The sequence below is a fragment of the Microvirga sp. jy35 genome (assembly GCF_056148915.1).
Map to the genome: position 1 here is coordinate 15,809 of NZ_JBWBEW010000004.1, position 25,946 is coordinate 41,754.

25 protein-coding genes are annotated in these 25,946 nt (G+C 65.1%); 14 read left to right on the plus strand and 11 right to left on the minus strand.

Annotated features, from left to right (window positions below; all coding sequences use genetic code 11):
• Positions 1–10 precede the first annotated feature (10 nt).
• Together AC0QTX_RS04885 and AC0QTX_RS04890 are read right to left on the minus strand one after the other, a co-directional pair.
• A complete protein-coding gene (locus AC0QTX_RS04885) occupies positions 11–952 on the minus strand; it encodes a glycine--tRNA ligase subunit alpha (protein ID WP_474602707.1) in 942 nt (313 codons plus the stop codon).
• A gap of 301 nt (positions 953–1,253) precedes the next feature.
• Positions 1,254–2,138, minus strand: coding sequence for a S49 family peptidase (locus AC0QTX_RS04890; protein WP_474602708.1), 885 nt, complete (start codon positions 2,136–2,138; stop codon positions 1,254–1,256).
• A 160-nt stretch (positions 2,139–2,298) separates the two neighbouring features.
• Here AC0QTX_RS04890 and AC0QTX_RS04895 point away from each other — a divergent pair, with 160 nt between their 5' ends.
• A complete protein-coding gene (locus AC0QTX_RS04895) occupies positions 2,299–2,649 on the plus strand; it encodes a hypothetical protein (RefSeq protein ID WP_474602709.1) in 351 nt (116 codons plus the stop codon).
• Between the two features lie 31 nt (positions 2,650–2,680).
• On the opposite strand, the gene AC0QTX_RS04900 is transcribed toward AC0QTX_RS04895, so the two are convergent.
• Together AC0QTX_RS04900 and AC0QTX_RS04905 are read right to left on the minus strand one after the other, a co-directional pair.
• Positions 2,681–3,421 (minus strand): tRNA1(Val) (adenine(37)-N6)-methyltransferase, encoded by a 741-nt coding sequence (locus AC0QTX_RS04900; protein WP_474602710.1) that lies wholly within the window; start codon positions 3,419–3,421, stop codon positions 2,681–2,683.
• Positions 3,414–3,638 (minus strand): putative signal transducing protein, encoded by a 225-nt coding sequence (locus AC0QTX_RS04905; RefSeq protein ID WP_474602711.1) that lies wholly within the window; start codon positions 3,636–3,638, stop codon positions 3,414–3,416. Before AC0QTX_RS04905 ends, AC0QTX_RS04900 begins: the two co-directional genes overlap by 8 nt.
• Before the next feature lie 109 nt (positions 3,639–3,747).
• Here AC0QTX_RS04905 and AC0QTX_RS04910 point away from each other — a divergent pair, with 109 nt between their 5' ends.
• Both AC0QTX_RS04910 and AC0QTX_RS04915 read left to right on the plus strand, forming a co-directional pair.
• Positions 3,748–4,767: a polyprenyl synthetase family protein gene (locus tag AC0QTX_RS04910; RefSeq protein WP_474602712.1), complete on the plus strand. Its 1,020-nt coding sequence runs from the start codon at positions 3,748–3,750 to the stop codon at positions 4,765–4,767.
• A 358-nt stretch (positions 4,768–5,125) separates the two neighbouring features.
• A complete protein-coding gene (locus AC0QTX_RS04915; protein WP_474602713.1) occupies positions 5,126–5,932 on the plus strand; it encodes a MetQ/NlpA family ABC transporter substrate-binding protein in 807 nt (268 codons plus the stop codon).
• 124 nt (positions 5,933–6,056) lie between these two features.
• Here AC0QTX_RS04915 and AC0QTX_RS04920 read toward each other — a convergent pair whose 3' ends face one another.
• The 3 genes from AC0QTX_RS04920 to AC0QTX_RS04930 form a co-directional block, all read right to left on the minus strand.
• Positions 6,057–6,929 carry a 4-(cytidine 5'-diphospho)-2-C-methyl-D-erythritol kinase gene (locus AC0QTX_RS04920; protein WP_474602714.1) on the minus strand — a complete coding sequence of 291 codons (873 nt, stop codon included), beginning with the start codon at positions 6,927–6,929 and terminating at the stop codon, positions 6,057–6,059.
• A gap of 262 nt (positions 6,930–7,191) precedes the next feature.
• On the minus strand, positions 7,192–8,982 hold the full coding sequence (locus AC0QTX_RS04925) for a tetratricopeptide repeat protein (RefSeq protein ID WP_474602715.1): 1,791 nt from the start codon (positions 8,980–8,982) through the stop codon (positions 7,192–7,194).
• 394 nt (positions 8,983–9,376) lie between these two features.
• Positions 9,377–11,041 (minus strand): electron transfer flavoprotein-ubiquinone oxidoreductase, encoded by a 1,665-nt coding sequence (locus tag AC0QTX_RS04930; protein ID WP_474602716.1) that lies wholly within the window; start codon positions 11,039–11,041, stop codon positions 9,377–9,379.
• 272 nt (positions 11,042–11,313) lie between these two features.
• On the opposite strand from AC0QTX_RS04930, the gene AC0QTX_RS04935 reads away from it, so the two are divergent.
• The 3 genes from AC0QTX_RS04935 (at position 11,314) to ypfJ (ending at position 13,716) form a co-directional block, all read left to right on the plus strand.
• On the plus strand, positions 11,314–11,880 hold the full coding sequence (locus tag AC0QTX_RS04935; protein WP_474602717.1) for a methylated-DNA--[protein]-cysteine S-methyltransferase: 567 nt from the start codon (positions 11,314–11,316) through the stop codon (positions 11,878–11,880).
• Positions 11,881–11,950: 70 nt separating this feature from the next.
• Entirely contained in the window at positions 11,951–12,769 is an 819-nt protein-coding gene (locus tag AC0QTX_RS04940; RefSeq protein WP_474602718.1) for a uracil-DNA glycosylase, read from the plus strand.
• A 77-nt stretch (positions 12,770–12,846) separates the two neighbouring features.
• Positions 12,847–13,716, plus strand: a complete 870-nt coding sequence (ypfJ, locus tag AC0QTX_RS04945; RefSeq protein WP_474602719.1) for a KPN_02809 family neutral zinc metallopeptidase — start codon at positions 12,847–12,849, stop codon at positions 13,714–13,716.
• 92 nt (positions 13,717–13,808) lie between these two features.
• Here ypfJ and AC0QTX_RS04950 read toward each other — a convergent pair whose 3' ends face one another.
• A complete protein-coding gene (locus tag AC0QTX_RS04950) occupies positions 13,809–14,402 on the minus strand; it encodes a cupin domain-containing protein (RefSeq protein WP_474602720.1) in 594 nt (197 codons plus the stop codon).
• Positions 14,403–14,686: 284 nt separating this feature from the next.
• On the opposite strand from AC0QTX_RS04950, the gene moaB reads away from it, so the two are divergent.
• Positions 14,687–15,241, plus strand: coding sequence for a molybdenum cofactor biosynthesis protein B (gene moaB / locus AC0QTX_RS04955; protein WP_474602966.1), 555 nt, complete (start codon positions 14,687–14,689; stop codon positions 15,239–15,241).
• Positions 15,242–15,259: 18 nt separating this feature from the next.
• Here the strand turns inward: moaB and AC0QTX_RS04960 are convergent, their stop codons facing one another.
• Both AC0QTX_RS04960 and AC0QTX_RS04965 read right to left on the minus strand, forming a co-directional pair.
• Positions 15,260–16,021 carry a hypothetical protein gene (locus AC0QTX_RS04960; protein ID WP_474602721.1) on the minus strand — a complete coding sequence of 254 codons (762 nt, stop codon included), beginning with the start codon at positions 16,019–16,021 and terminating at the stop codon, positions 15,260–15,262.
• Positions 16,022–16,028: 7 nt separating this feature from the next.
• Positions 16,029–16,523 carry a glycosyltransferase family 2 protein gene (locus tag AC0QTX_RS04965; protein WP_474602722.1) on the minus strand — a complete coding sequence of 165 codons (495 nt, stop codon included), beginning with the start codon at positions 16,521–16,523 and terminating at the stop codon, positions 16,029–16,031.
• A gap of 123 nt (positions 16,524–16,646) precedes the next feature.
• Between AC0QTX_RS04965 and AC0QTX_RS04970 the strand changes: the two genes are divergently transcribed.
• The 6 genes from AC0QTX_RS04970 to AC0QTX_RS04995 all read left to right on the plus strand — a co-directional run bounded on the left by AC0QTX_RS04970 (position 16,647) and on the right by AC0QTX_RS04995 (position 23,790).
• Positions 16,647–17,828: a PA0069 family radical SAM protein gene (locus tag AC0QTX_RS04970; RefSeq protein ID WP_474602723.1), complete on the plus strand. Its 1,182-nt coding sequence runs from the start codon at positions 16,647–16,649 to the stop codon at positions 17,826–17,828.
• 161 nt (positions 17,829–17,989) lie between these two features.
• Positions 17,990–18,631, plus strand: coding sequence for a ribonuclease HII (locus AC0QTX_RS04975; protein WP_474602724.1), 642 nt, complete (start codon positions 17,990–17,992; stop codon positions 18,629–18,631).
• Positions 18,632–18,788: 157 nt separating this feature from the next.
• Complete coding sequence (locus AC0QTX_RS04980; RefSeq protein ID WP_474602725.1) at positions 18,789–19,985, plus strand: DNA methyltransferase; 1,197 nt, start codon at positions 18,789–18,791, stop codon at positions 19,983–19,985.
• A gap of 147 nt (positions 19,986–20,132) precedes the next feature.
• Positions 20,133–21,110 carry an ABC transporter substrate-binding protein gene (locus AC0QTX_RS04985; RefSeq protein WP_474602726.1) on the plus strand — a complete coding sequence of 326 codons (978 nt, stop codon included), beginning with the start codon at positions 20,133–20,135 and terminating at the stop codon, positions 21,108–21,110.
• Positions 21,107–22,918, plus strand: a complete 1,812-nt coding sequence (locus AC0QTX_RS04990; RefSeq protein ID WP_474602727.1) for an ABC transporter permease — start codon at positions 21,107–21,109, stop codon at positions 22,916–22,918. Before AC0QTX_RS04985 ends, AC0QTX_RS04990 begins: the two co-directional genes overlap by 4 nt.
• Positions 22,919–23,040: 122 nt before the next feature.
• Entirely contained in the window at positions 23,041–23,790 is a 750-nt protein-coding gene (locus tag AC0QTX_RS04995; RefSeq protein WP_474602728.1) for a metallophosphoesterase family protein, read from the plus strand.
• Positions 23,791–23,857: 67 nt separating this feature from the next.
• On the opposite strand, the gene AC0QTX_RS05000 is transcribed toward AC0QTX_RS04995, so the two are convergent.
• A complete protein-coding gene (locus AC0QTX_RS05000) occupies positions 23,858–24,727 on the minus strand; it encodes an alpha/beta fold hydrolase (protein WP_474602729.1) in 870 nt (289 codons plus the stop codon).
• A 322-nt stretch (positions 24,728–25,049) separates the two neighbouring features.
• Here AC0QTX_RS05000 and AC0QTX_RS05005 point away from each other — a divergent pair, with 322 nt between their 5' ends.
• Positions 25,050–25,946 (plus strand): LysR family transcriptional regulator, encoded by an 897-nt coding sequence (locus AC0QTX_RS05005; protein ID WP_474602730.1) that lies wholly within the window; start codon positions 25,050–25,052, stop codon positions 25,944–25,946.

The window sequence follows — 25,946 nt, forward strand, 5'->3', positions numbered from 1 at the left end:
GGAGCAGCGATCAGGCCGCCACGCCTCCGCCCTCGGTCTTCAGCCATGCGGCGCCGCAGGCCTTCGCCAGTTCGCGGACGCGCAGGATGTAGCTCTGGCGCTCGGTGACGGAGATCACGCCGCGGGCGTCGAGCAGGTTGAACATGTGGCTGGCCTTGATGCACTGGTCGTAGGCCGGCAGCGCCATCAGGTGGCGCTGGTCGTTGGCGTCGGGCTTCGGCTCGCCGGCTTCCAGGTACTTGCGGCAGGCGGCCTCCGCGTCGCGGAAGTGCCGGAACAGCATCTCCGTGTCGGCATGCTCGAAGTTGTGGCGCGAATATTCCTGCTCGGCCTGCAGGAAGACGTCGCCGTAGGTGACCTTCTCGACGCCCTCGAGGCCGTTGAAGTTGAGGTCGTAGATCGACTCCACGCCCTGCAGGTACATGGCGAGGCGCTCGAGCCCGTAGGTCAGTTCGCCCGCTACCGGCGAGCACTCGAAGCCCGCCACCTGCTGAAAATATGTAAACTGCGACACTTCCATGCCGTCGCACCAGCATTCCCAGCCGAGGCCCCAGGCGCCGAGCGTCGGGCTCTCCCAATCGTCCTCGACGAAGCGGATGTCGTGGAGGGCGGTGTCGATGCCGATGGCCTTAAGCGAGCCGAGATAGAGCTCCTGCAGGTTTGGCGGGTTCGGCTTCAGGATCACCTGGAACTGGTAGTAGTGCTGGAGCCGGTTCGGGTTCTCGCCATAGCGCCCGTCCTTCGGGCGGCGGGAGGGCTGCACATAGGCCGCGCGCCACGATTTGGGGCCGAGCGCCCGCAGGGTCGTGGCCGGATGGAAGGTGCCGGCACCCACCTCCATGTCGTAGGGCTGGAGGATCACGCAGCCCTGTTCGGCCCAGTAGCGCTGAAGCGTGAGGATCAGGCCCTGGAAAGAGCGCGCAGGGTTCATATGCGCGGGTTCGCTCGTCATGTCGGCGTCCGGTTTCATCCAAAAATTTCAGGCGAACCCTTGGGATGACGGGCGCTTCAAGTCAAGCGTCGGGGGGCGCCTGCTGTCATTCCCGGCCGGAGCGGAGGGGAAGGGAATCCATAGCGTAGAGCCTGATCGTGGATCCCCTTCCCTCGCTCCGCTTGGCCTGAGGATGACAACCGCCTCATCATGGCCGTCCCCGGACTTGATCCGGGGATCAGTCCAGGCCATCCCGATGCTGTGAAGCTCCGTGCCTCAATCAGTCGGGATCACCGGCACAAGGCCGGTGATGACGGCGCTCTTACAGCCCCAGCCTGGCCCAGGCGGCTCTTTCCTCGAGGGCGCCGACGATCTCGCCCGGATCGATGAGACTGGATTCGCCGATCGCGCGGCGGCCGAGCAGGCGACCCAGCAGGGGCCGACGGGCGGGCTCGATCATGCGGAACTGCACCTTGTCGCCGAAGCGCTGGCGCATGACGGAGCGGATGTCGCCGAGCCCGTCGACGAGACCGAGATCCACCGCCTCGGCCCCCACCCAGAAGGCTCCAGAGAAGAGATCGTCATAGGAATCGTTGAGCTTTTCGCCCCGACGATCCTTCACGAGATCGGCGAAGATGTCGTGGATCCGGCGCTGGAGGCCTTTCAGGCGCACCACGTCGTCCGGGTTCTCGGGCCGGAACGGGTCGAGCATGGCCTTGCTCTTGCCGGCCGTATGAACCCGCCGCTCAATGCCGATGCGTTCGATGAGCTCATGGAAGCCGAAGCTCGCGGAAACCACCCCGATGGAGCCCACGATGGAGGCCGGATCGGCATAGATCTCGTCTGCCGCGCAGGCGATCATGTAGCCGCCCGACGCCGCCGCGTCCTCCACGAAGGCGATGACGGGAAGCTTCTTCTCCGCGGAAAGACTGCGGATGCGCTTGAAGATCAGGTGAGACTGCGCCGCAGAGCCCCCGGGCGAGTTGATCACGAGGGCCACGGCCTTGGCGCCCGGCACGGAAAAGGCCCGCTCCAGCAGGGGCGCCACGCTCGACATGGCGAGCCCCGATCGAAGCGGCATCACGGCGCCGATGGGGCCGGACAGGCGCACCACCGGCACAACGGGGCTGGAATAGGAGCGGTACTTGGCGGGCAGGAGGAACTGCAGGCGTGCGGGGAGCATGGAGGAGATGGATGTTTGAGCCATGACCCCTATGTAGGGTGCACGGCCCGGCTTCCCAAGATGAACATCCCGTTAGGGAATTTGTCGGCCTCCGTTCAGCTAAGACCCCTTAAAAGATCAGGTATGAAGCACAGCCCTGCCATGACCCCAACCAACCGGCGCCTGGGGCTGTCGAGGAGAGAAAATGCGTAAGCTGTTGTTCGGCCTTCTTGGCTTTGCGACCCTTGGCCTCGGTGCCCTCTCGGCTCAACCGGTCGAGGCCCAGCCCTATTATCGGGACTACGGATATGGCTATCGTCCCGTGGTCGAGCGCCGTTATGTTCGGCCTCGCCCGCGTCCGGTTTTCAGCGTCCAGATCGGCACCCCCTACCGCGCTTATCGCCCCTACCGGGCTTACCGGCCTGCGCCGGTCTATCGTCCGGTCCGCACGGTCCGGCGCTGCTGGGTCGAGCGGCGGAGGGTGTGGACCAATTACGGATGGGTCCGCCGCCCGGTGGAGGTCTGCCGCACGGTGCGCAGACCCGGCCGCTGGTAAGTCTGCCAAGGGCGCCGAAAGGCGCCCTTTCTCATAGGCGGATGGCTTCGCCCCGGTGCAGCGCCTCGGCCTCAGGGGTGAAGCGCCCGTCGGGGCCGTTCAGGACCACCGGCGGCAGGATAGTCAGGGGAGCCCGGCTGCCCTTGATGCCGGACAGCAGGAAGCGGATCGCGGGTCGGTCGGCGGACGGGTGGACGAAGCGAAGCTCCATCCTTCCGAGCCACCTTGCCGAGTGCCTGAGGCACTCGGCCACCCGGTCAGCCCGGTGGATGATCACCAGCCGCCCCTTGGGCTTGAGCAGCCCCGTACAGGCCTTCAGCCAAGCCTCCAGCCCGCCCGCCGGCAGGGCATGGGCCGCCGCCCGGCCCAGATCCGGCGAGATGCGGGCCTGCCCCTCCTCCAGGAAAGGGGGATTGGTCAGGACGAGGTCGGCGCTTTCCGGCTTCAGGCCGGCAGCCTGGCGCGAGGCCTTGTCCAGCACATCGGCGACCACGATGTCTGCCCGAACGTCGTTCTCGCGGCAGTTCCTATGGCAGAGCTCGGCGAGATCAGGATCCTGCTCCACGAAGACGAAGCGCCCTTCCGGCGCCCGGGCAGCTGCCATCAGCCCGACCGCCCCGGTGGCGGCGCCCACATCCACGACCACGTCGCCGGGTTTAACAGGCGCGGAGGCGGCGAGCAGAACGGCATCGGTGCCGGCGCGATGGCCCCTGGCCGGCTGGGCCAGATGCACGCGCCCGCCGAGCAGTAAATCCTGCGTGATTTCAATCATGCCGCAGCTCGGCTCCAAGACCGGCTTCGACAATGAGGCGGCGGGCCTGTGCCGCGTGATCGTCGGGCACCAGGATCCGGCGCGGGAAGGCGCCGATCATGCCTTCCAGGGCGCTCATGTGCCTGTCCGCCACCAGAACCGGGATATTGGCGTTTTCCAATAAGGACTGTAGGAAGCCGACCAGAACGAGATCGCTGCTTCGGACGATTTCGACCATCGGCCTGAGACCCTTTCCTCTGCGGTAAGCGTTTGCATTGCAGCATGGAAAGTGCCATGCCAGTTCATATTCCTACCGGCTTTTCCCGCCGGCAACCCGGGTCGTGAAAGTGGGCGTCGTCGTTCCGTTCGAAGACAAGCATCCCGAGAAGAATGCGAGCATCGAGAAGCTCGTGTCCCTTGTGGCCTCCGACATGGAACGGGTCAATGCGATGATCCTGTCGCGCACGGGATCCGAGGTCACGATGATCCCGGAGGTGGCGAACCACCTCATCTCCTCCGGCGGCAAGCGCCTGCGCCCCATGCTGACGCTCGCGACAGCCGGCCTCTCCGGCTACCAGGGCGACGGGCATGTGAAGCTCGCGGCCTCCGTCGAGTTCATGCACACCGCCACCCTCCTCCACGACGACGTGGTGGACGAGAGCGACATGCGCCGGGGCAAAATCGCCGCCCGAATCAAATGGGGCAACGAGGCGAGCGTGCTGGTCGGCGACTTTCTCCTCGGCCAGGCCTTCCGCATGATGGTGGAAGTGGGGTCTCTCCGGGCCCTCGATATCCTGTCAGCCGCCGCAACGGTAATCGCCGAAGGCGAGGTGATGCAGCTCGCCGCCGCCAAGAACACCGAGACGACGGAAGACGAATACCTCGCCGTGATCCGCGGCAAGACGGCGGAGCTCTTTGCCGCCGCCTGCGAGGTCGGCCCGGTCATCGCCGGACGACCCAAGGCCGAGCAGGCCGCCTGCCGCTCCTACGGCATGAATCTGGGCATCGCGTTCCAGCTCGTGGACGATGCCCTTGATTACGGCGGCAAGGCCGCGAACCTGGGCAAGAACGTCGGCGACGATTTCCGCGAGGGCAAGATCACGCTGCCCGTGGTGCTCTCCTTCCGCCGCGGAACGGATGAGGAGCGCGCCTTCTGGAAGCGGGTGCTCGAGCAGGGCGAGATCGCGGACAAGGACCTCGAACAGGCCATCGCCATCATGCGCCGCCACCGAGCGCTGGAGGACACGGTTGAGCGTGCCCGCCACTACGGCGCCATGGCCCGCGACGCGCTGGCCCTCTTCCCGGCAAGCCCCATGAAGCAGGCGCTGCTCGACGCCGTCGACTTCTGCATCGCCCGTGCTCACTGAGCATAGCAGGTTTGTTCTTTTTACAGAACGAAATGGTTGACGAAAAAATCAAACGGATTAAAACCATTCCTGCCCTGGGGCCGGCTTCGGCTGCCTCAAGGCCGCGGTGATTTGAGACGAGCAGCTTGCGCCGCGTGATCAAACGCTAAAGCGCCACGGGCGAATCATGCCTCGTGGTTCACGAGGATCGACGCATCATGATGCGCATGTGCCCCATCTCTGTCCGATGTCCGTAAGGGCGTACACCGCTCGACATCAGCCATCGCATCACCGCCTGAAAACTCAGAACTCCAGCTCGAACAACCTCACCGGCTTCATGTTGAAGCCGCAACGACCCCTTGTCTGAAAGAGACCTGTCATGTCCGTTTTCAACCGTCGCACCCTTTTGGCAGCTACCGTCGCGCTCGGCGCTTCTTTGACGGCCGCTCTGCCCGCGGCAGCCCAGCAGAAGAGCATCAAGGTCGGCGTCATGTCTGGCGCCGAGGAAGAGGTGGCACAGGTGGTCAAGAAGGTTGCGGCCATGAAAGGTCTGACCGTCGACCTCGTGCCCTTCTCCGACTACGCCCTCGTCAACGAGGCGCTGGAGCGCAAGGACCTCGATGCCAACGCTTTCCAGCACAAGCCCTATCTCGACGCGCAGATTGCCGCCCGCGGCTACAGGATCGCGCCCGTCGGCTACACCTTCGTGCAGCCGATCGGCCTCTATTCCAGCAAGGTGAAGTCGGTCGCCGACCTGCCCAGGGGCGCCAAGATCGGCATTCCGAACGATCCGAGCAATGGCGGCCGCGCGCTCAACCTCCTGGCCGCGCAGGGCGTGATCACGATCAAGGAAGGCCGGGGCCTGTCGCCGAGCCTCCTCGACATCGCCGAAAACCCGAAGGGCGTGAAGTTCTCCGAACTGGACGCGGCGCAGCTGCCCCGCGCCCTGCCGGACCTCGACGCGGCGGTGATCAACACCGATCATGCGCTGAATGCCGGCCTCGACATCCGCCGGGACACGATCGCGGTCGAGAAGCGTGAGGGCAACCCTTACGCCAACTTCGTCGCCGCCCGTCAGGGCGACGCACGTCCGGAGATCAAGACCTTCGTGGAAGCCTACCAGTCTCCCGAGGTCGCGAAATTCCTGGAAGAGCGCTTCAAGGGCGCCATCATCCCGGCTTGGTAAGAACCACTGGCAAACTTTGAATGTCATGGCCGGGCTTGTCCCGGCCATCTCGCTTTTGTGAGGCTGAGCGCTCCATTCCATCGGGATTACCGGCACAAGGCCGGTGATGACGTGGGGAGTTGAGCTATCGCAAGCTCGTTGCCTTCACCCACCAGTCCGGCCGGACATTCTTGACCGCCTTTGCCCCCTCAGCGGCCGCTTCGCAATCGTCGTAGAGCCCGAACACCGTCGCGCCCGAGCCGGACATGCGCGCCAGGCGGCAGCCATCCGTCCCGCGCACGAGGCCGAGCGCTTCGCCGATCACCGGCTGCACCTCGAGCGCGGGCGGCTCGAGATCGTTGCGGGTTTGCTTGAGCAGGGCGAGAAGCGCATCCGGCGACGATGCCTCAGGGGCGGGATGCGCAGCGGCTGTCAGCCCCTGCCCAGGCTGCAGGCCCAGCGCCTTGAACACGCTCGGCGTCTCCACCGGCACGCGCGGATTGACCAGCACGGCGAAGAGGCGCGGCAAGGCCAGCGCGTGCCCCAGCTCCTCCCCTGCCCCGCGCATCATCCGGGCCCTCGGCTCAAGGCACACGGGCACATCGGCGCCGGTAAGCCGGGCGGCCTCCAGCAAGGCCCGATGCGACAGCGGCAGGCCGTTGAGGCGGCCTAAGAGCCTCAGGGCCGCGGCGGCATCGGACGACCCGCCGCCGATCCCGGCCGCCACCGGCAGGCGCTTCGTCAGATGGAAGGTGCCGACCTTCAGGCCGTCCACACGCTCCGCGAGAAGGCGGGCCGCCTTCATGACGAGGTTGTCGGCATGGCTCCCGGCGAGCGGTGCCGTCGGGCCGGCGACCTCCAGGGACAGGGTTTCAGAAGGCTCGAGCCGCAGGTCGTCGCCTGTTCCGGCAAAGGCCACGAGGCTTTCCAGGTCATGGTAGCCATCGGCCCGGCGCCCGAGCACGTGGAGCGTCAGGTTGATCTTGGCGGGTGCGCGGGTGGCAAGCGGCTGGGGCATGGCGCTTCCATGCCCGAGAGCGGCGCGGATGGGAAGAGTGGCCAGTTATGCCCGCTGTCATTTCGGGGCGCCGGAGGCGAGCCCCGAATCCATAACCGCTGACGATGCAGAAAGAGGCGCAACGCTGATCGCTCTTTCTTGAGACGTCGTGTTTATGGATTCCGGGCTCCGCTGCGCGGCCCCGGAATGACAGTGGAAAACAGGCTCAAAAACAGAAATGGCCAGGACGAGCCCGGCCATGACGTAGAAATGTGAGAAGAGCTTACCCGCCGTTCTGCTTCGGCGCTTCCGGCTGAGGCACGGGCACGTTCTCCGCGGCGGTCGGCTTCGGATCCTCTTCGAGACCGTTGTCGATCTTCTTGAGGATCTTCACGAGTTCCTCGTGCTCCGGATCCGAGTTCTTGGCGTGGTCCCACTGGAACTTCGCCTCGAGCTTGCGGCCGACCTTCCAGTAGGCATCGCCCAGGTGGTCGTTGATGGTCGAGTCGCCCGGCTTCAGCTCCACCGCCTTCTCGAGCTCGCGCACGGCGTCCTCGTAGCGGCCCATGCGGTAATAGGCCCAGCCCAGGGAATCGATGATCATGCCGTCGCGGGGAGCGAGCTCGACGGCCTTCGTGAGCATCTTGAAGGCTTCGTCGATATTCATGTTCTGGTCGACCCAGGAATAGGCGAGATAGTTCATCACCTGAGCCCGGGCGGCGTTCAGGTTCTCCGGAACGAGCTCCAGGGCCTTCTTCAGGTCGGCTTCGCCCTTGTCCCACTGCTTGGAGCGCTCATAGGACGAGCCGCGGTAGAAGAACAGGATCCAGTGGCCGCGCTCGGGCTGACCGACGAGATTGATGGCCCTCGTATAGGTCTCGGCCGCTTCCGCGAACTTCTTGCGCGAGCGCTGCACGTTGCCCAGCGCCATGACCACGTCCACGTCCTCGGGGTGCTCCTTCATGAGCTTGTCGAGATGGGTGATGGCATCCTCGCCGCGGCCCATCAGCTCGTAATTGTGCCCGATGGAGATGTCGGCGCTCGTGCGGATCGGCGAGTCCTTGGGAATCCGCGCGAAGATCGCATTGGCGTTGTCGTACTGCTTCAGGCGCTCGTAGACGTCGCCGAGGGTCACGAGGGCCAGCGGGTGATCCGGCTTGAGATCGAGGCCGAGGCGCAGATAGATGATGGCGGTCAGCTCGTCGCCCTGGGAATTGCCCACGACGCCAAGACCGTAGAGCAGCTCCGCCGCGCCGTCCTGCGCGGTGGTGACGAGCGGCATGAGGGGCTTGCCCTCCTCCAGCGCCTTCATGGCGGTGCGCACGATGGGATGGCGCGGAGCCGCCTCGTCGAACGCCTTGTAGACCTTCAGGGCTTCATCCTTGCGGCCCCGCTTGGCCAGGAACCGGCCATAGGCGTCGACCACCTGCAGGGTGTTGCGCTCGCCCTCGTAGGCCGCCTTGAAGCGCTTTTCCGCCTCGGCCGCATTGCCGGTCACGTCGGCGATGAGAGCTGCATGGTATTCGCGGAATTGGTCGAAGGCGCGCTCGTTCTTGAGCTTGTCGACGGTGGCCAGCGCCTGCTTGCCGTCCTTGGAGCCGGCGAAGGTCCACGCGCTCAGAAGCGTTGCCGTGAGGTCCGCCTGGCGGCCGCGGATGCTCTTGGAGAGCCGGGCGCGGGCATCAGCGTATTTCTGGGTCTTGATGGCGCGGACGCTGAGCGCGAACTGCGCGAGGTTGTTCGATCCATCCTGCGCCGAGAGGCGCTCGGCCGCCCGGATCGCGTCCGGCATGGAGCCGTTGGCCAGGAAGGCCACGAAGGCGCGCTCCAGAAGCTCCTGATTGCGGGGATCTTCCTGGATGGCCTGACGGAAGAAGAGCGTCGCAGCCTCCGTGTCCCGCGCCGAACCTGCCACGTAGGCCGACAGGAAATTGCCCTCAAGGCTCTGAGCCGGCTGCAGAATCTCGTCCTCGGCGGCGTTCGCCACGGCTGCAGGGGCGGCCAGCAGGCCGGCAGCCATCAGGATCAGGGCAGACAAGCCCCTGCGGGACTTCAGGTTTTTCAAGGTGGGCACGAAGCGCGGCTCCAATCATCGCGACATCTCTTGAAGTGGAGATGTGCGCCAAATCAGGCCGGAGAATGGCGTCTCCCTCGGAGCGCCGCAAGGGGACAATTGCCGCTGGGGCGTAAAAGCCTCGTGAGAGGGAGGGATGAGCCGGAAAGGGCGAGGCGTCATCCTGGGGCTGCGGAGCAGAGCCCGGATCGTCGGATAGCCTAGCGCAGGAACCCTCCTCCCCCTTGTGGGGAGGAGTTGGAGGTGGGGGTGTTGGCGCTACCTTCTGAAATCTTAGCGCTCACACCCCCACCCTGGCCCTCCCCACAAGGGGGAGGGAAATCGCGCTTTATCCTGCACCCAATCCTGGAACTCCGCTGCGCTGCGTCCGGGATGACCGCGGAAGGGATTGCCCTCACATATTGACGTAGTTCGGCCCGCCGCCGCCCTCGGGCGTCACCCAGTTGATGTTCTGGTTCGGGTCCTTGATGTCGCAGGTTTTGCAGTGGACGCAGTTCTGGGCGTTGATCTGATAGCGCACGCCCCCCTCGCCCTCGACCCACTCGTAGACTCCCGCCGGGCAGTAGCGTTGCGAAGGCCCGCCATAGACGTCGTGCTCGGATCCCTTCTGCAGGCCCATGTCCCTCACCTTCAGGTGGACCGGCTGATCCTCCTCATGGTTGGTGTTGGACAGGAACACCGAGGACAGCTTGTCGAAAGTGAGCACACCGTCGGGCTTGTCGTACCTGATGGGCTTCACCTGAGACAGCGGCAGCAGGCACTCGTGATCGGGCTTGCCGTGGCTCATGGTGCCGAAGGGCGACCAGCCGAAGATCTCGGTGAGCCACATGTCGAGGCCGCCCAAGGCCACGCCGGCCGTGGTGCCGTATTTCGACCAGAGCGGCTTCACGTTGCGCACGCGCTTGAGGTCGTAGCCGATGGGCGAGGAGCGCCAGGCCTCCTCGTAGGACGCCACCTCGTCGTGCGCCCGGCCCGCTTGCAGCGCCGCGAACAGATGATCGGCGCAGAGCATGCCCGACAGGATGGCGTTGTGGCTGCCCTTGATGCGCGGCACGTTCACGAAGCCGGCCGAGTCGCCCACGAGGCAGCCGCCCGGGAACGAGAGACGCGGCACCGACTGCCAGCCACCCTCCATGATGGCGCGCGCCCCATAGCCGATGCGCTTTCCGCCTTCGAACACGTCGCGCACCATCGGGTGGGTCTTGAAGCGCTGGAACTCGTCGAAGGGCGACAGGGTCGGGTTCTTGTAGTTGAGGTGCACCACGAAGCCGACGGACACGAGGTTGTCGTCGAAGTGGTAGAGCCAGGAGCCGCCGCCGGAATTGTTCGGCAGCGGCCAGCCCATGGAGTGGCGCACGAGGCCCGGCTGGAAGTGCTCGGGCTTCACCTGCCACAGCTCCTTGATGCCGATGCCGTACTTCTGGTGGTCCTTGCCCGCATTCAGGCCGAAGCGCTCCACCATCTGCTTGGTGAGCGAGCCCCGCGCGCCCTCGCCGAAGATCGTGTACTTGGCGCGAAGCTCCATGCCGCGGGTGAAGTTGGCGTTGGGCTCACTGTCACGGCTGATGCCCATGTCGCCGGTGGCCACACCCACGACCTTGCCGTCCTCGATCAGCACTTCGGAAGCCGGGAAGCCGGGATAGATCTCGACGCCGAGCTCTTCCGCCTTGCGGCCGAGATAGCGGGCGACATTGCCGAGCGAGCCGATGTAGTTGCCGTGGTTGTTCATGAGCTTGGGCATGAACACGTTGGGCAGCTTCACGCCGCCGGCATGGCCCAGATACATGAACTCGTCGGCCGTGACCTCCGTCTTGAGGGGCCGGTCCGGATCGGAGCGCCAGTCCGGCAGGAGGCCGTCGAGGCCGATCGGGTCGATCACGGCGCCGGACAGGATGTGCGCACCGACCTCCGAGCCCTTCTCCACCACGACCACGGAGATGTCCGCGCCTACCTCGGCGGCCTGCTGCTTGAGCCGGATGGCGGCGCTGAGGCCTGCGGGACCCGCGCCCACGACGACGACGTCGAACTCCATCGATTCACGGGCGGGCAGATCGGCCATGGGCTTTCTCCTGATACGCGGCTTCAGCGCCTGATGAAGCAGACGGTTTACATATGAACAATCCGTCCGAATTCTCAAGCCATTCTAATCCACACACTCCTAGCTTTATTGAAGCACGGCTGAAAGTTCTCTTTCCGCATAAGGTTATGCCGAAATCCGATGATCGCCATCAGGTTTGAGGGGAATCCTTCGGCGTGACCAGGCAGGGCAATCGCCGGGATGGGGTGACCATCCCGAGTTGTTCAACAATGCCGGTAGGTTTACAAAGGAGCATGCAGGACCATCCGTCCAACCATGCGGCGTTCTACGCGCTGTTCGACACCTCCATCTGCCACTGCGGGCTGGCCTGGAACGAGCGTGGCGTGATCGGCTTCCAGCTCCCCGAGGACGATGCATCCAGAACCAGGGGCCGCATCGTCAAGCGCTTTCCCGGGATCGTCGAGGCCCCGCCGCCCCTGAGCAGTCGGGAGATCATCGCCGATGTGACGGCTCTGCTGCGGGGAGAAGCGCGCGATCTGTCCGCCGTGCCGCTAGACATGGAGGGCGTGTCCGACTTCGACCGCCGCGTTTATGAGATCGCCCGCAGCATCCCGCCGGGCCGCGTGGTGACCTACGGTGAAGTTGCATCCCGGCTCGGCATCAACAACGCCAGAGCCATTGGCCAATCTCTTGGGCGCAATCCGTTTGCCGTGATCGTACCCTGCCATCGGGTCGTCGCGGCGGATGGCAGGCTCGGCGGCTTCTCGGCCAATGGCGGCGCCACGACCAAGCGCCGCCTCCTCGCCATCGAAGACGCCAGACGCGACGAGAATCCGACCCTCTTCGACCTCATCTCGTGAGGACCAAGATCACTGGGGTTCTTCGCAAACCTGAGTTGTCCACAGGCCTGGGAATGCTTACATACGGATCATGCAGGATCTCCCTTCCGACCGCGACGCTCTCCAGGCGCTGCTCGACTTCCATGTCGAGGCGGGAGTCGATCTTGCGCTTGACGAAACCCCACACAACCGCTTCGCAGAGCCCAAGGCCGAGGCCGCCAAGCCCCAGTCCCCCAAGGCTCCCCCTGCTCAGCCGGCACCCTCCCCCCGAGCCCTGCCGAAGGCCGCCGCCAGCGCGCCCGAGGAAGTCGCCGGCATGGCCCGCGAGCAGGCACGCCATGCACAATCCCTCGAGGAGCTCGAGGCGATCCTGGCGGGCTTCGACGGCTGTGCCCTGAAGTTTTCAGCCAAAAACCTCGCCTTCGCGGACGGCAACCCGGAAGGTCGGGTGATGCTGGTGGGCGAGGCTCCCGGGGCTGACGAGGACCGGATCGGCAAGCCCTTCATGGGCCGCTCCGGCCAGCTGCTCGACCGCATGCTCGCGACCATCGGGCTCGATCGCACCCAGGTCTACGTAGCCAACATCGTGCCCTGGCGCCCGCCGGGCAACCGTACGCCGACGCCTCAGGAAATCGCGATCTGCAAGCCGTTCATCGCGCGGCAGATCGAGCTGGCGTCGCCGGAATTCCTGCTCTGCCTCGGCGGTCCCGCCGCTCAGAACCTGCTCGGCATCAAGGACGGAATCCTGCGCACCCGCGGCCGCTGGTTTACCTACAAGGCCGAGGATGGGCGCGAGGTCAAAGCCCTGCCGACCCTGCACCCGGCTTATCTCCTGCGCCAGCCGCTGCAGAAGCGCCTCGGCTGGCGGGACTTCCAGGCCCTGCGGCGGGCGCTGGACGGGCGCGAATAAGACACCTTTTCGGAACCGGTTCGTATGGTTACGCCTTAAGATCCTGCGGCACGCGGGCCGCTGCTTGTAGGTGAATCATGCGCTGGCAAGACTTTCGAACCTCGTCCAATGTGGAAGACCGTCGCGGCATCGGCATGGCGGGCGGCGGGGGCCTCGGAATAGGCGCGATGGTGATCCTCGGCCTCGTCGGCTGGGCGCTGGGCATCGATCCCCGCATCCTGATCGGGGGCGCCGAGATGATGACGGGCGGCGGCTCCGGCTACCAGCAGCAACAGCAGCAGGGCCGGCAGGGGGCGCCGCAGGACGAGGCCGGGCGCTTCGCCGCCGCGATCCTCGGCAATACTGAAGACGTGTGGAACACGGTTCTGCCCCAACAGGCCAATCGCCAGTATCAGGCGCCCAAGCTGGTGCTGTTCTCCGGCACCACCCGGTCCGGCTGCGGCGGCGCGCAATCCGCCATGGGGCCGTTCTACTGCCCGCTCGACCAGACCGTCTACATCGACCTGTCCTTCTTCGAGGAGATGAAGAGTCGCTTCCGTGCCGGAGGCGACTTCGCCTATGCTTATGTGCTCGCCCACGAGGTCGGCCACCATGTGGAAAACCAGCTCGGCATCCTGCCGCGCGTGCAGGAGCGCCAGCAGCAGGTCAGCAAAGCAGAAGGCAACCAGCTCTCCGTGCGCGTCGAGCTAATGGCCGACTGTCTCGCCGGAGTCTGGGCCCACCATTCCAACCAGCGCTGGAAGTCGCTGGAGCAGGGCGACATCGAGGAGGCGATCCGAGCGGCAGAGGCCATCGGCGACGACCGGCTGCAGAAGCAGTCACAAGGCCGCGTGGTGCCCGACAGCTTCACCCACGGCTCCTCCGAGCAGCGCATGCGCTGGCTCACGACCGGCTTGAAGAGCGGGACGATCCAATCCTGCGACACGTTCCGGGCCAGTCGGCTCTAAGAGCGCTGAACGGACCTGTCCCTGGATAAAGCCCGAGCCGCGAGGGCAGATGTGAGGATTGCCCTCCACGATGATCTCCTGGGCGATGCGCCTCAGTGGAGGTGAGCCGGGGATGAGAACGGCTTGGTCGCATCCACCACGAACAGCGCGAACTCCTTCAATTCGGCTGGGCCGCTGCTCGACACTTCCATAGGCACGTCGCCTCCATGACCTACCAGGGTTTGGCCGGCTGAGACGCGCGCCACGCCGTGCGGGGTCCGTTGAGTCAGTTCCCCGGCCAGTACGTAGAACGCCTCCGACCCTGGATGGGTATGCACGGACGTGACGCTGCCTGGAGGACCGCCTGCCTCGTTGATGCGGAGAAGATACTCCCCTGCCTTGACCTGAGGGAGCGGCCCGATCTCGGCGACGCGCTTGCCTCCCTTGGAGGCTTCCCCTGCGCGGCCAAGTTCGAAGAGCCAGATCTGACCTGCTGACTCGGCCACCAGTCCCAAGGGACCTGCGGCCGCCTGCGCCTGCTCCTTGCTGTCGAAGGTGTCGATGCGCCAGAACAGATCGCCTGCCGGCAGCTCCGTCACCTTCTTCTCGACCAGGGGCTTGACGGAGAAGGCCTGCTGAGCGGTTGCCAGCGAGGACAGGACGAACAGCCCTGGGACCAATGCTGCGATGAGCTTGCGTTTCGTCATACAACCTCTCCAAAGTTTGGACGTGCCATGGCACGAGTTCACGAAAGCCCCGGCAGGGCTCCGTTCGACTAAGTTGTACGCAATCGTCCGGCCGCGTTGCGGCCACGACCGGATGGCTTTCACGATGCGCCTTTTAAGCCTCGAAATCCAGATGAAATCAGCAGCTGGAGGCTCCGGCCTCTCGCTTCGCTCACGCCAAAATGACAACCCGAGAGTGGCGACCCGGCAGTAAGCCGGGTATGACAGGGACGCTGAATGCTTCTCCGAAGAACAGGCCCTTCTCCATGCCCGGCATCGACGACAGCCTTCCCTTCATCTCCCTCAGCATCGCCGTGCTGACCGTTTCCGACACCCGTTCGCTGGAGGAGGACAAATCCGGCGCCACGCTGGCGGAGCGGATCACGAAGGCGGGACACAGGCTCGCCGACCGCGCCATCGTGACCGACGACGTGGAGGCGATCCGCGGCAGGGTGCAGGGCTGGGTTGCCGATCCGACCATCGACGTGGTCGTCACCACGGGCGGCACGGGCTTTACCGGCCGCGACGTGACGCCGGAAGCCATCGAGCCCCTGTTCGACAAGCGGATGGAAGGCTTTTCCGCTGTCTTCCACCGAATCTCCTACGACAAGATCGGCACCTCGACGATCCAGTCCCGGGCCACCGCCGGCGTGATCGGCACGACCTTCGTGTTCGTTCTGCCGGGCTCGCCCGGCGCCTGCAAGGATGCCTGGGACGGCATTCTGGCCAACCAGCTCGATTACCGGCACCGGCCGTGCAACTTCGTCGAGATCATGCCGCGCCTCGACGAGCACCTGAAGCGAGGCAAGCTGAAGGCCTGAGGCCGAGAGATTTCAGCCTCACACCAGCGGGATGGTCTCTGCGAGCGTCGAGTCGAGAACGAGGTCGTCGCATGCTCCCATGAGCCACAGATGATCGACGGTGAACCGAAGGATCGTCCTGTCCCACCAGCTTTCGATCAGCGAAGCCAGTGCCGCCGCCTCGTCGGCATCGAGATCGTCCGTCAGGTTGTAGAGGCCGACGACATAAAGATCTGTCTCGCGACAGCCCAGACTGCGCTGAATGTGCCGGAAGACGTTCTCGCCCTGTCGGCTTTCGGGATAGGCCCGAAGGTAAAGCCTTCCGCGGTTCACGCTGCCGGAGAACAATCCGCGCAGCTCCACATGGACGGGTCCGATCCCGGCCAGTTCCTGCCGCTGCACGTCCTGGAGCACGGGCGGCTCTCCGGTGGAAAGCGAGCCGCAGATCGTTGCGTGCAGCTTGTCCTTGCGCCTGCCCAGCAGATCCCAGGCGATTTTGCGGGCGAACGGCGCCGCCCTTACGGCCTCGTTCAATTCACGATACGCCGGGGTCCGGAGCAGGAGATCGCCGGAGATCGGCAGCACGAGCGAGAACACCCGCTCATGCCGGCCCATGACGTAGGACGAGCCCTCCCGCATCCTGATCACGCGCGGATGATCCGGCGCGACGAGCGGCAGGTGCGCGAGACGATAGGTTTCATCGAGGGTGAGCCCCTCGCTGGAGGTGAACCGCGTCCGGCTGCGTTCGTAGCCGAGTTCCGCATCCTGGCAGAACACGTTGGCCTGGGTGGAATGATTCATGGATGGCTCAGCCGAAGGCAGGATCGCGCTCGATGGTGGCGGAGAGCCGCACGGGCATGCGGGCCCTCACCTCGTTCATCAGCACACGGCGGTGGACGAGATCGCCGCCGCGCACCTTTGAGCCCGCGAACAGATTGGTGAGTGCACCGCTCATGACGCCCGCCCGTCGACGCCGCATCCGCGCGAGCCCCTGCTCCGGACCGGACAAGGCCACGAATCGGTCGAGCACCCGGATCCAGCCCTCCTGCGGGATGTCGCCGTCGTCGAGGCACAGCAGCCAGTCGCGCCGCGCGGCCCGCGCCCCTTCCGTCCAGGAGCCTGCCGCTGCCGTCACCAGAGTTGCGCCGGCAGCATCCGCCACCTTTGCCAGGGCGTCGTCCGGCCTGTCGGCCAGGATCACGGCGTCGCCGACGAGGCCGGCGGCAACGGCTGGAACGAGGGCGCTCAAGGTGGCGGCCAGCGCCTCAGGCCCGTGGGTCACGCGAACGAGAACGGTAATCATGGGAATACTATAGCCTCTCCTGCCGGGCCCGTCGCCAGGGCATTTCTGACAATCCTGTCTTGATTTTGTTCCCGATTTGTTCTTAAGCTTGCGGCTTCCGACACCAGATTCGCCGAGGCTGCAATGACCGCTCGCGCCAAGGATCAAGCCCATGATCCTGCCCGCTCCAGGCCCGTGAAGCGCACCCCCCTGGAGGCGGCCGAAGCAGCCCGGCGGCGCATGGACGACCCGGCCTACCGGGTCGAGGTGGATCGCCGCCGGGGCCGCGGCGCCTCGGCCAACCCGTCGGGCCGCTACGAACCGGCGCAGCGCGAGGCCTTCGACGACGGCTGGGAGATCGACGAGGAACTTCCGACCCTCCCCACCGAAGTGATCGTCGAGAAGGCGCGCACCATCGTCACCAGGAACGACTCGCCCGACATCCTCTTCGAGAAATCGATCAACCCCTATCGTGGCTGCGAGCACGGCTGCGCCTATTGTTTTGCTCGGCCCACCCACGCCTATCAGGGCCTGTCCTCGGGGCTCGACTTCGAGACCAAGATCTTCGCCAAGCCCAATGCGGCGGAGCTTCTAGAGAAGGAGCTGCAGTCTCCGAAATATCAGCCGACTCCTATAGCCCTTGGCTCCAACACCGATCCCTACCAGCCGGTGGAGCGGCGCTTCCGCATCACGCGCTCGATCCTCGAGGTGCTGAACCGGATGAACCATCCGGTCGCCATCGTGACGAAATCGGCTCTCGTCACCCGAGACATCGATATTCTAGGCCAGATGGCCGCAAGGCAGCTCGCCAAGGTGGCAATCTCCGTCACCACCCTCGACCCGAAGCTCGCTCGCCGCATGGAGCCTCGCGCAGCCACTCCGCTCAAGCGCCTCGAGACGATCCGCAGGCTCACCGAGGCCGGCATTCCCGTGACGGTGCTGGTCGCCCCGATCATTCCGGCCATCAACGATCACGAGATCGAGGCCATCCTGAAAGCCTGCGCGGAGGCGGGCGCCCAGGAGGCCGGCTATGTGCTCCTGCGCCTGCCGCACGACCTCAAGGACCTGATGCGCGACTGGCTCGTCGATCACTACCCGGACAAGCTCAATCACGTCTTCTCGCTGCTGCAGGAGGCCCGCGGCGGCAAGGATTACGACGCCAACTGGAGCACCCGCCAGTCCGGCGTCGGCCCCTATGCCTGGATGCTCGGCCGGAGATTCGAGACGGCGGCCGAGCGGCTGGGGCTCAACAAGCGAAGCCTGCGCCTGCGCACGGACCTGTTCACGGTGCCGCCGAAGGAGACGGGGCAGTTGAGCTTGTTCTAGTCTCCTGCGTCATGGCCGGGCTTGTCCCGGCCATCCACGGTTTTGAGCGGGTTTAAGACGTGGATCCCCGGAACAAGTCCGGGGATGACGGCGCGGGTGTTCACACCGGCGGCATCATGTGCGGATGACAAAGCGGTCGCCTTCCCGCTTTCATCCTGCCCATGACCACCCTGATTCGCGCCTCCAAAACCTCCGGCCTTGGCCTTCAGCGTGAACTGACTGCCCGCGCCGAGGGCTACAGCTGCATCGCAGGCCTCGACGAAGTCGGGCGCGGGCCGCTGGCGGGACCCGTGGTGTCGGCGGCCGTAGTGCTCGATCTCGACAACGTGCCCCAGGGCTTGGCTGACTCGAAGGCGCTCACGGCAGCCAGGCGCGAGGCGCTCTTCGCCGAGATCCTGGCGACGTCGCAGGTGGGAATCGCTTCGGTGTCGCACCAGGAGATCGACACGATCAATATCCGGCAGGCCTCTCTGCTCGCCATGTGCCGGGCGCTCGCGGCGCTCCCCTGCACGCCCGACATCGCCTTCGTCGACGGCAACGATCCCCCTGGCCTCCCCTGCGCGACGGAAGCGATCGTCAAGGGTGATTCGAGCATCGCGTCCATCGCGGCGGCCTCGATCGTGGCGAAAGTGGTCCGCGACCGCATGATGACGAGGCTCGGACAAGCTTATCCTGCCTATGGTTTTGCCAGCAACGCAGGCTACAGCACCAAGGCGCATCTCTCGGCAGTGGCGAGCGAGGGTCCCTGCCCGTTTCATCGATTGAGTTTTTCGCCCCTGCGCCAAGGGTTACTGGATCTGTAACCTCCCTTAACGTTGATTAACGAAAAAAATCAATATTATCAATGCGTAGGCAAGTTTTGCCGATCCAAAATATTTGGATTTCATCGCGTTTGGAAACCTCCTCTTTACCCTATCGCCTCATGATCCTGAGTGTCAGTTGCGTAACCGGTGATCACCCATGGGTACCTCGCGTACCGGGGCTGCCGGCGCCGCCTCCCGGATCCATGTCTCGCGTACCGGGCGGTCTGCGCCGGCACCTCGGACGGGGCGTCAAACGCCCCTCTCCGTTCTGCCGCATTATCTTCCTCTCAATGAGATCCTTCTCGGCGACTGCATCGCCAATCTCGAGAAGCTTCCCCCTGAGAGCGTGGACGTGGTCTTCGCGGATCCGCCCTACAATCTCCAGCTCGAACAGGCGCTCACGCGCCCGGACCAGAGCCTCGTCGACGCCGTCGACGACGACTGGGACAAGTTCGCGAGCTTTGCCGATTACGACGCGTTCACCCGCGCCTGGCTGCTTGCCGTGCGCCGCGTAATGAAGAAGAACGCGACCCTGTGGGTCATCGGCTCCTATCACAACATCTTCCGCGTGGGCTCGGCCCTGCAGGATCTGAACTTCTGGATCCTGAACGACATCGTTTGGCGCAAGGCCAATCCGATGCCGAACTTCAAGGGCCGCCGCTTCACCAACGCGCACGAGACCATGATCTGGGCCTCGAAAAGCGCGGAATCGAAGGGCTACACCTTCCACTACGATGCGCTGAAAGCCGGCAACGAAGACGTGCAGATGCGCTCGGACTGGTTCATCCCGATCTGCACCGGCGACGAGCGCCTGAAGGACGGGAACGGCCGCAAGGTGCACCCGACGCAGAAGCCCGAGGCGCTGCTCGCCCGCATCCTGCTCTCCTCGTCCAATCCTGGCGATGTGGTGCTCGATCCCTTTTTCGGCTCCGGCACCACGGGTGCGGTCGCCAAGATGCTCGGGCGCAACTTCATCGGCCTCGAGCGCGATTCGACCTATGCCAAGGCGGCCCGCAAGCGAATCGAGGCGGTCGAGCCGCTCTCCGATGTGTCGATTGCGGCGGCCCCCGAGAAGCGCACGGAAGTGCGCGTGCCCTTCCTCTCCATCATCGAAGCCGGGCACGTGAAGGCCGGTGAGACCCTGGTGGACGAGCGCCGGCGCCACAAGGCCGTGGTGCGGGCGGACGGGACGCTGGCGCTTGGCGCCATCGTCGGCTCGATCCACAAGATCGGCGCGCTGACGCAAGGGTTCCCCTCCTGTAACGGCTGGACCTTCTGGAACGTGGAACGGGGCGGCAAGCTGGTCTCCATCGACGAGTTCCGCGCAAAGGTTCGGGCGGACATGGCGGCCTGAGGCCACCTGCGACATCGCAAAGCTGTGAAAGGGCCAGCCGCGTGCTGGCCCTTTTCGTTTGCTGCACTAAGCTTTTCGTCACAGAGGCGTCATCCAACACCGCTAGCGCGGGACAGCCTTACCGAAGAGAGGGACTGCCCCGTGTCCATGAAGCGCATTCTTCTTCCCCTTCTTGCAACCCTCGTGCCTGCCTTCGCGCAGGCGCAAGGCGCATCCGGCAATCTCGTGCTCTATACGAGCCAGCCCAATACCGACGCGCAGCAGACCATCGACGCCTTCAAGGCGAAGCATCCGGGGGTCAACGTCACGTTCGTCCGCGACGGCACGCCGAAGATCCTCGCCAAGCTCAGCGCCGAGTTCGAGGCCGGCCAGCCCCAGGCCGACGTGCTGCTGATCGCCGACAGCGTCACCATGGAGGGCCTCAAGAAGGAGGACCGCCTGCTCGCGCATGAGAAGGCGGATACTTCAGCCTATCCGGCCGGCACGCACGACCCCAAAAAGTTCTGGTTCGCCACCAAGCTGATCACCACAGGCATCGCCTACAACACGAAGGCTGCCTTCAAGCCGACCTCCTGGCTCGATCTCACGAAGCCCGAGGTCAAGGGCCAGCTCGTCATGCCGAGCCCCCTCACCTCGGGCGCCGCCCTCATCCACGCCGCGACGCTCACAGGCACCATCGAGGGCGGCTGGGACTACTACGAGGCGTTGAAGAGCAACGAGGCGGTTGCCGGCGGCGGCAACGGCGACGTGCTCAAGCAGGTGGCCGGCGGCCAGAAGCTCTACGGCGTCGTCGTCGACTACATGCCGATCCGCGAGAAGGCCAAGGGCGCGCCGATCGAGTTCGTGTTCCCGAAGGAAGGCGTCTCGGCGGTGTCGGAGCCGGTTGCCATCCTCAAGACCACCAAGAATCCCGAAGCCGCGCGCGCCTTCGTGGACTTCCTGCTCTCGAAGGAGGGGCAGGAGCTGGCGCTGAAGCAGGGTTACATCGCAGCGCACCCAGCCGTCGGGCTGCCGGCAGGCTATCCGCCGCGCGAGCAGATCAAGGTCATGGGCTTCGATGCCGCCAAGGCGCTTGCCGACGAGACCAAGAACAAGGCGGCCTTCGCCGACATCTTCGGCCAGTGAGACACCGCGAACACGCCAAGTCGTTCCTGGAGCGGGGAGGCCTCAGTCTTCTCGCTCCCATCGCTTTGGCGGTCGTGATGTTCGACCTGCTGCCCGCAGGCCGCCTGCTGCTGACGGCTCTTGCGCCCGGCGGGGTGTTCGATCCGGACAAGGCGCTCTCGGCGCTCGTCAGCCGCTCGGCCATCCGGGCCACCTGGGCCACGCTCGACACGGCCTTCTTCTCCACCCTGCTGGCGCTGCCCCTCGGCACGCTCATGGCGCTCGTGCTGGGCATCACCGACATCCGCAGGCGTCAGGTCGCGTCGTTCCTGTTCGTGCTGTCGCTGATGATCTCGCCCCAGGTGATCGCGCTCGCCTTCCTGCACCTCGCAGGCCCCGCCTCGCCGATCCTCAACACCCTGGGCCTGGCGCCGGAGGCGGGCAGCGCCAATCCGATGTTCGGCCGCCTCGGCATCATTCTCGTGATGGGGCTGCACCACGCGCCCCTCGTCTATGTGATCATGAGCGCGGGCCTGAAGCGCATTCCGCTCGCCGTGGTCGAGGCGGCGCGCATGGACGGCTCGCCGCCGCTCAGGATCGTGACAGATCATCTCCTGCCGCTGCTGCGGCCGCATCTCATGAGCGCGGGCCTGCTCGCCTTCGTGGCAGGCATCGGCAATTTCGGCATTCCGGCTCTTCTCGGCGCGCCGGTAAACTATCTCACCCTTCCCGTGCTCATCTATCGCCGCCTGTCGAGCTTCGGCACGGGCATCCTCGGTGACGTCGCGGCGCTCGGCCTGCTCGTCGCGGTCATCGCCATCCTATGCGTCGCGGCAAGCCAGTTCCTGACGCGCCGGGGCGAGGTACTGCTGGAAGAGGATGCCCCGCTCCAGCCCTTCTGGACGCTGGAGCGCGCAAGACCGGCGGCCGAGATCGCCGTTGCCCTGGTGATCGCCGTCACGCTCATCCTGCCGATGCTGTCGCTCTTCGTCGCGGCCCTCGTGCCGTCCTACGGCATGTCGCTGACGTTTTCGACGATCACCCTCGACAACTTCGTCGAGGTGCTGGCGCGGCAGGACGTCACCATCCGGGCTTTCGTCAATTCGCTCCTCTATGCAGGGGGCGCGGCCTGCCTGCTCGCGGTGTTCTCGATCCCGCTGGCCTACGGCCTCGTGAGGCTGATGGGACCGGCGAGGATCCTGGTGACGGCCGTTCTCGAAATCTCCTATGTGCTGCCCGGCATCGTGCTGGCCATCGCCTGCATCCTGCTGTTCCTGAAGCCGCTGCCGATCATAGGCGTGTCGCTTTATGGCACGCCGTGGATCATCGTCTTCGCCTATCTCGCCCGCTTTCTGGCCGTGGTGCTCAAGCCCGTTCTCGCAGGCATGATCCAGGTCGACTTGGCGCAGGAGGAGGCCGCGGCCCTTGACGGAGCACGGATCATGCGTCGCCTCATGGACGTGATCCTGCCCTCGCTTCTTCCAGCCGCAGTGGCCGGCGGCCTGATGGCGTTCCTGCTCGCCTTCAGCGAGCTCACCGTCTCGGCCCTGCTCTGGTCCGCCGGCACGGAGACCATCGGCGTGGTGCTCTACAACCTCGAGGAGGCCGGCCTCGCGAGCCAGGCCTCGGCCGTCGCGATCGTCATCGTCGCCGTCGTGACGCTTGCCATGCTGGCGCTGAATGCGCTCGCCCGGTACCTGCCCGCCGGCACCTTGCCCTGGCACTGCGAGGGGGAAGGCGCGGCGTCGTCAAGATATGAACAGGCTCGTGCTCTCCCGAGCGCTCGAAGGCTCGAACGGTCGCAGCCGAGACCCGTTCTCGGAACCTGAGCGTTGCCGCTTCACGCCGTGCGGCCTGCCGATCAGGCCATGGGATAGGCTTCCTGCTCATTCCGATGGGAGGGGGCGTTTTACGGTTGATGGCTTCCCGCCGCCATGAACACAATGTCACCATGAGAATCGCCGTTATCGCTGATATCCACGGCAACATCCTCGCACTGGAGGCTGTTCTGGCCGATTTTTCCAGGGAAAAGCCTGATCTGTTCGTCGATCTCGGCGACTGTGTGTCAGGGCCGCTCTGGCCCCGCGAAACGATCGAGCGTCTTGCCGATCTGAAAGCCTTGACGGTCAGAGGCAATCACGACAGGCAAGTCTCGACCCTGGCGGCAGAGGAGATGGGTGATTCGGATCGATATGCCTATGGAGAGCTTGACCCGGGGCAGATGGAGCATCTCAAGGCACTGCCCGCGAGCCTTCGAGTGACCCCAGACATACTGGCCTTCCATGCAAGACCTGATAGAGACGATCTTTATCTGATCGATACCATCGCCGAGAGGCGCCTCGCCCGTGCCGGCCTCGATGACATCGAGGAGCGTCTCGGCGGAGCGACCGCGCGGATCGTCCTGTGCGGCCACAGCCACAGACCCGACGCGGTTCGACTCCGCAACGGCAGCCTGATCGTCAATCCCGGCAGCGTCGGCTGCCCGGCCTACGACGACCCATCGCCTCCGGCTCATGTCTCGGAGTCAGGAACGCCGCATGCCCGCTACGCGATCATCGACATTCGCTCGAACGCCGAGGTCAGCATCGCGTTCAAGGCGCTGGATTACCGACATGAGACCGCAGCCAGACGCGCCGAGGGCAACGGCAGGCCGGAATGGGCCCATGCGCTTCGAACGGGATCGATGCCGCCTTTCCCTTGAGATGCGGCTCCGCTGCCGGTTCAGCGTGGTCGGCATGATGCCGACCACGTGACCTCATGTGTAAGGCTTATGCCCGCAGCGACAGCCACTGCAGCAGTTCCGCATCGAACAGAGCGCTCTCCTCGAACGGGGGCGTGTGCCCGCTCTTCTCGAATACGCGTACGGTCAGGTCCTTGAAGCGCTCCCGGTATGGAGCCCATGTGGAATAGGGTGCGACGAGGTAGTCGTATCGCCCGAGAGCGAGGAAGACCGGCACGTCGAGATGCTCCAGGCCTTTCGCGACATCGATGTCGCGAAAGGCCTCGCCCCAGAGGTGGTCGAATACCGGCATGTTCACGTGCACGCCCTCCCACAAGGGCGCGGCGTCGAAGGTGTGATCGTACCAGCTTCGCGCGCCCATCCTCACGCAGAAGGTGACGAAGCGTCTGTCGGGCGCGGCTTCGATCTCCGCCGGGAGCCCGGCGAGGTCGGCATCAAGCCTCGCCTTGCGCTCGGGGCAGACGGACTCCTGCCAGTATTGCTCCGTCGCCGCTTGATGCGCAGCGCTGTGGCTCGGGCCGGTGGCGATCATCACCACATGGGACACATGCTGCGGGTAGCGCTTGGCATATTCCAGCGCCATGTATCCATGGCCGGAATGGCCGACGATGATCACCTTCTCCAAGTTGAGATGCCGCCGCACGAGATCGATGTCGCCGAGCACGACATCCAGCGTGTAATCGGAGGCTGTGTATGCGCCCGTCGGCTGCGCGAAGCCGCGATGATCGGCGAAGACGAGCTTCATGAAGCGGCGCAAATTCCGCGAGATGACCCGCGGGTAATAGACCGCGCTTCCGATCACGAAAGCGAGGGTTCCCTCGCCCTCGATGGAATAGGCCAGTTCGAACGGGCCCGTTTGAATGGTTCCGCGCACGACGGCGCGATTGCTGTCAGACATGATGGTTCCTTCATCCATGCGTCATGATCCGGCCGAAACGGATGTTTCGGCGTAAAACCGGTCGTGGCTCCTTGGCCACTATGTTTTGTCGGATCGCGTCGCTAACGGATGAGGCGCATGGCGGATGTCCTTCGAGGGAAAGGCGGCTCTTTTCGCTCAAACGGAAGGGTTTGTGAAGACCCTGCCCCTCCTTCAGAACTGGACAGGTCTCCCACGCGCCTGACGGGCTGCGGGGCAGCGGCATATGAGCGATGGTGCGGCTTGTCCCCAGGCTGGAACATTCCCCTATGCCTAACCCGGTTCAGCGCTTTAGCATCCTCACATGGCTCCTTCGTCTCTCGATCCCTTTCGTCTCGCCTTCACCGAACCGTCCTGGGACGATCTTCGGATCTTTCTCGCCGTGGTGGCTCATGGATCGATGAACAGCGCCGCCAAGGCGCTGGGCCAGAGCCAGCCGACCATCGCGCGGCGCATCAAGGTGCTGGAGGAAACCTTCGGGCTCACCCTCTTCCAGCGCGGCCCCAACAATCTCGAACTGACGGAAGCGGGACACGCCGTTCTCGACGCGGCTGCTCCCATGGGCGAGGCGGCCGCCATCGTGTCCCGCACGGCCGCGGCCTACCGGCCCGACCCCGATGCTCCCGTGCGGGTGACGGCCACCGCCTCGGTCACCATGTTCCTGTCGCTCCATTCTGCGGAACTGCACGAGGCCGCAGCCCCGGTGGAGATCGCCTACATCCCGACCAGGCAGCGGCTCGATCTCGCCTCGGGCGAAGCCGATATCGGCCTGCGCATGCGCACCCTGCCGGAGGGCACGGACGATTTGGTGGCGCGCAAGATCGGCCAGATCGCGTTTGCCATCTATGCCCGAACGGAAAACCCCGCAGCCGTCATCGCGCCGCCGGAGGATCCGACCCTCTCGCGGCAGGCGGCGTATGTGGCCGAGTTCGCGCAAGGGCGCACCATCGCGGCCCGCATCGGCGACATGCCGATCCGCTACCAGGCGGCAAAATCGGGATTGGGCGCGGCCTTCCTCCCCTGCTGGCTCGGCGATTCGGACCCGGATCTCGTCCAGGTGATGAAGCCCGAGGGTGACCTGATCGAGGACGTCTTCCTCGTCATGCACCGCCGCAGCCGGAACCGGCCTAACGTAGGGCGAGTGGCCAATGCGCTGGCAGCGCTGTTCAAGCGCAATCACAAGGCGCTTGTGGGCGGGTGA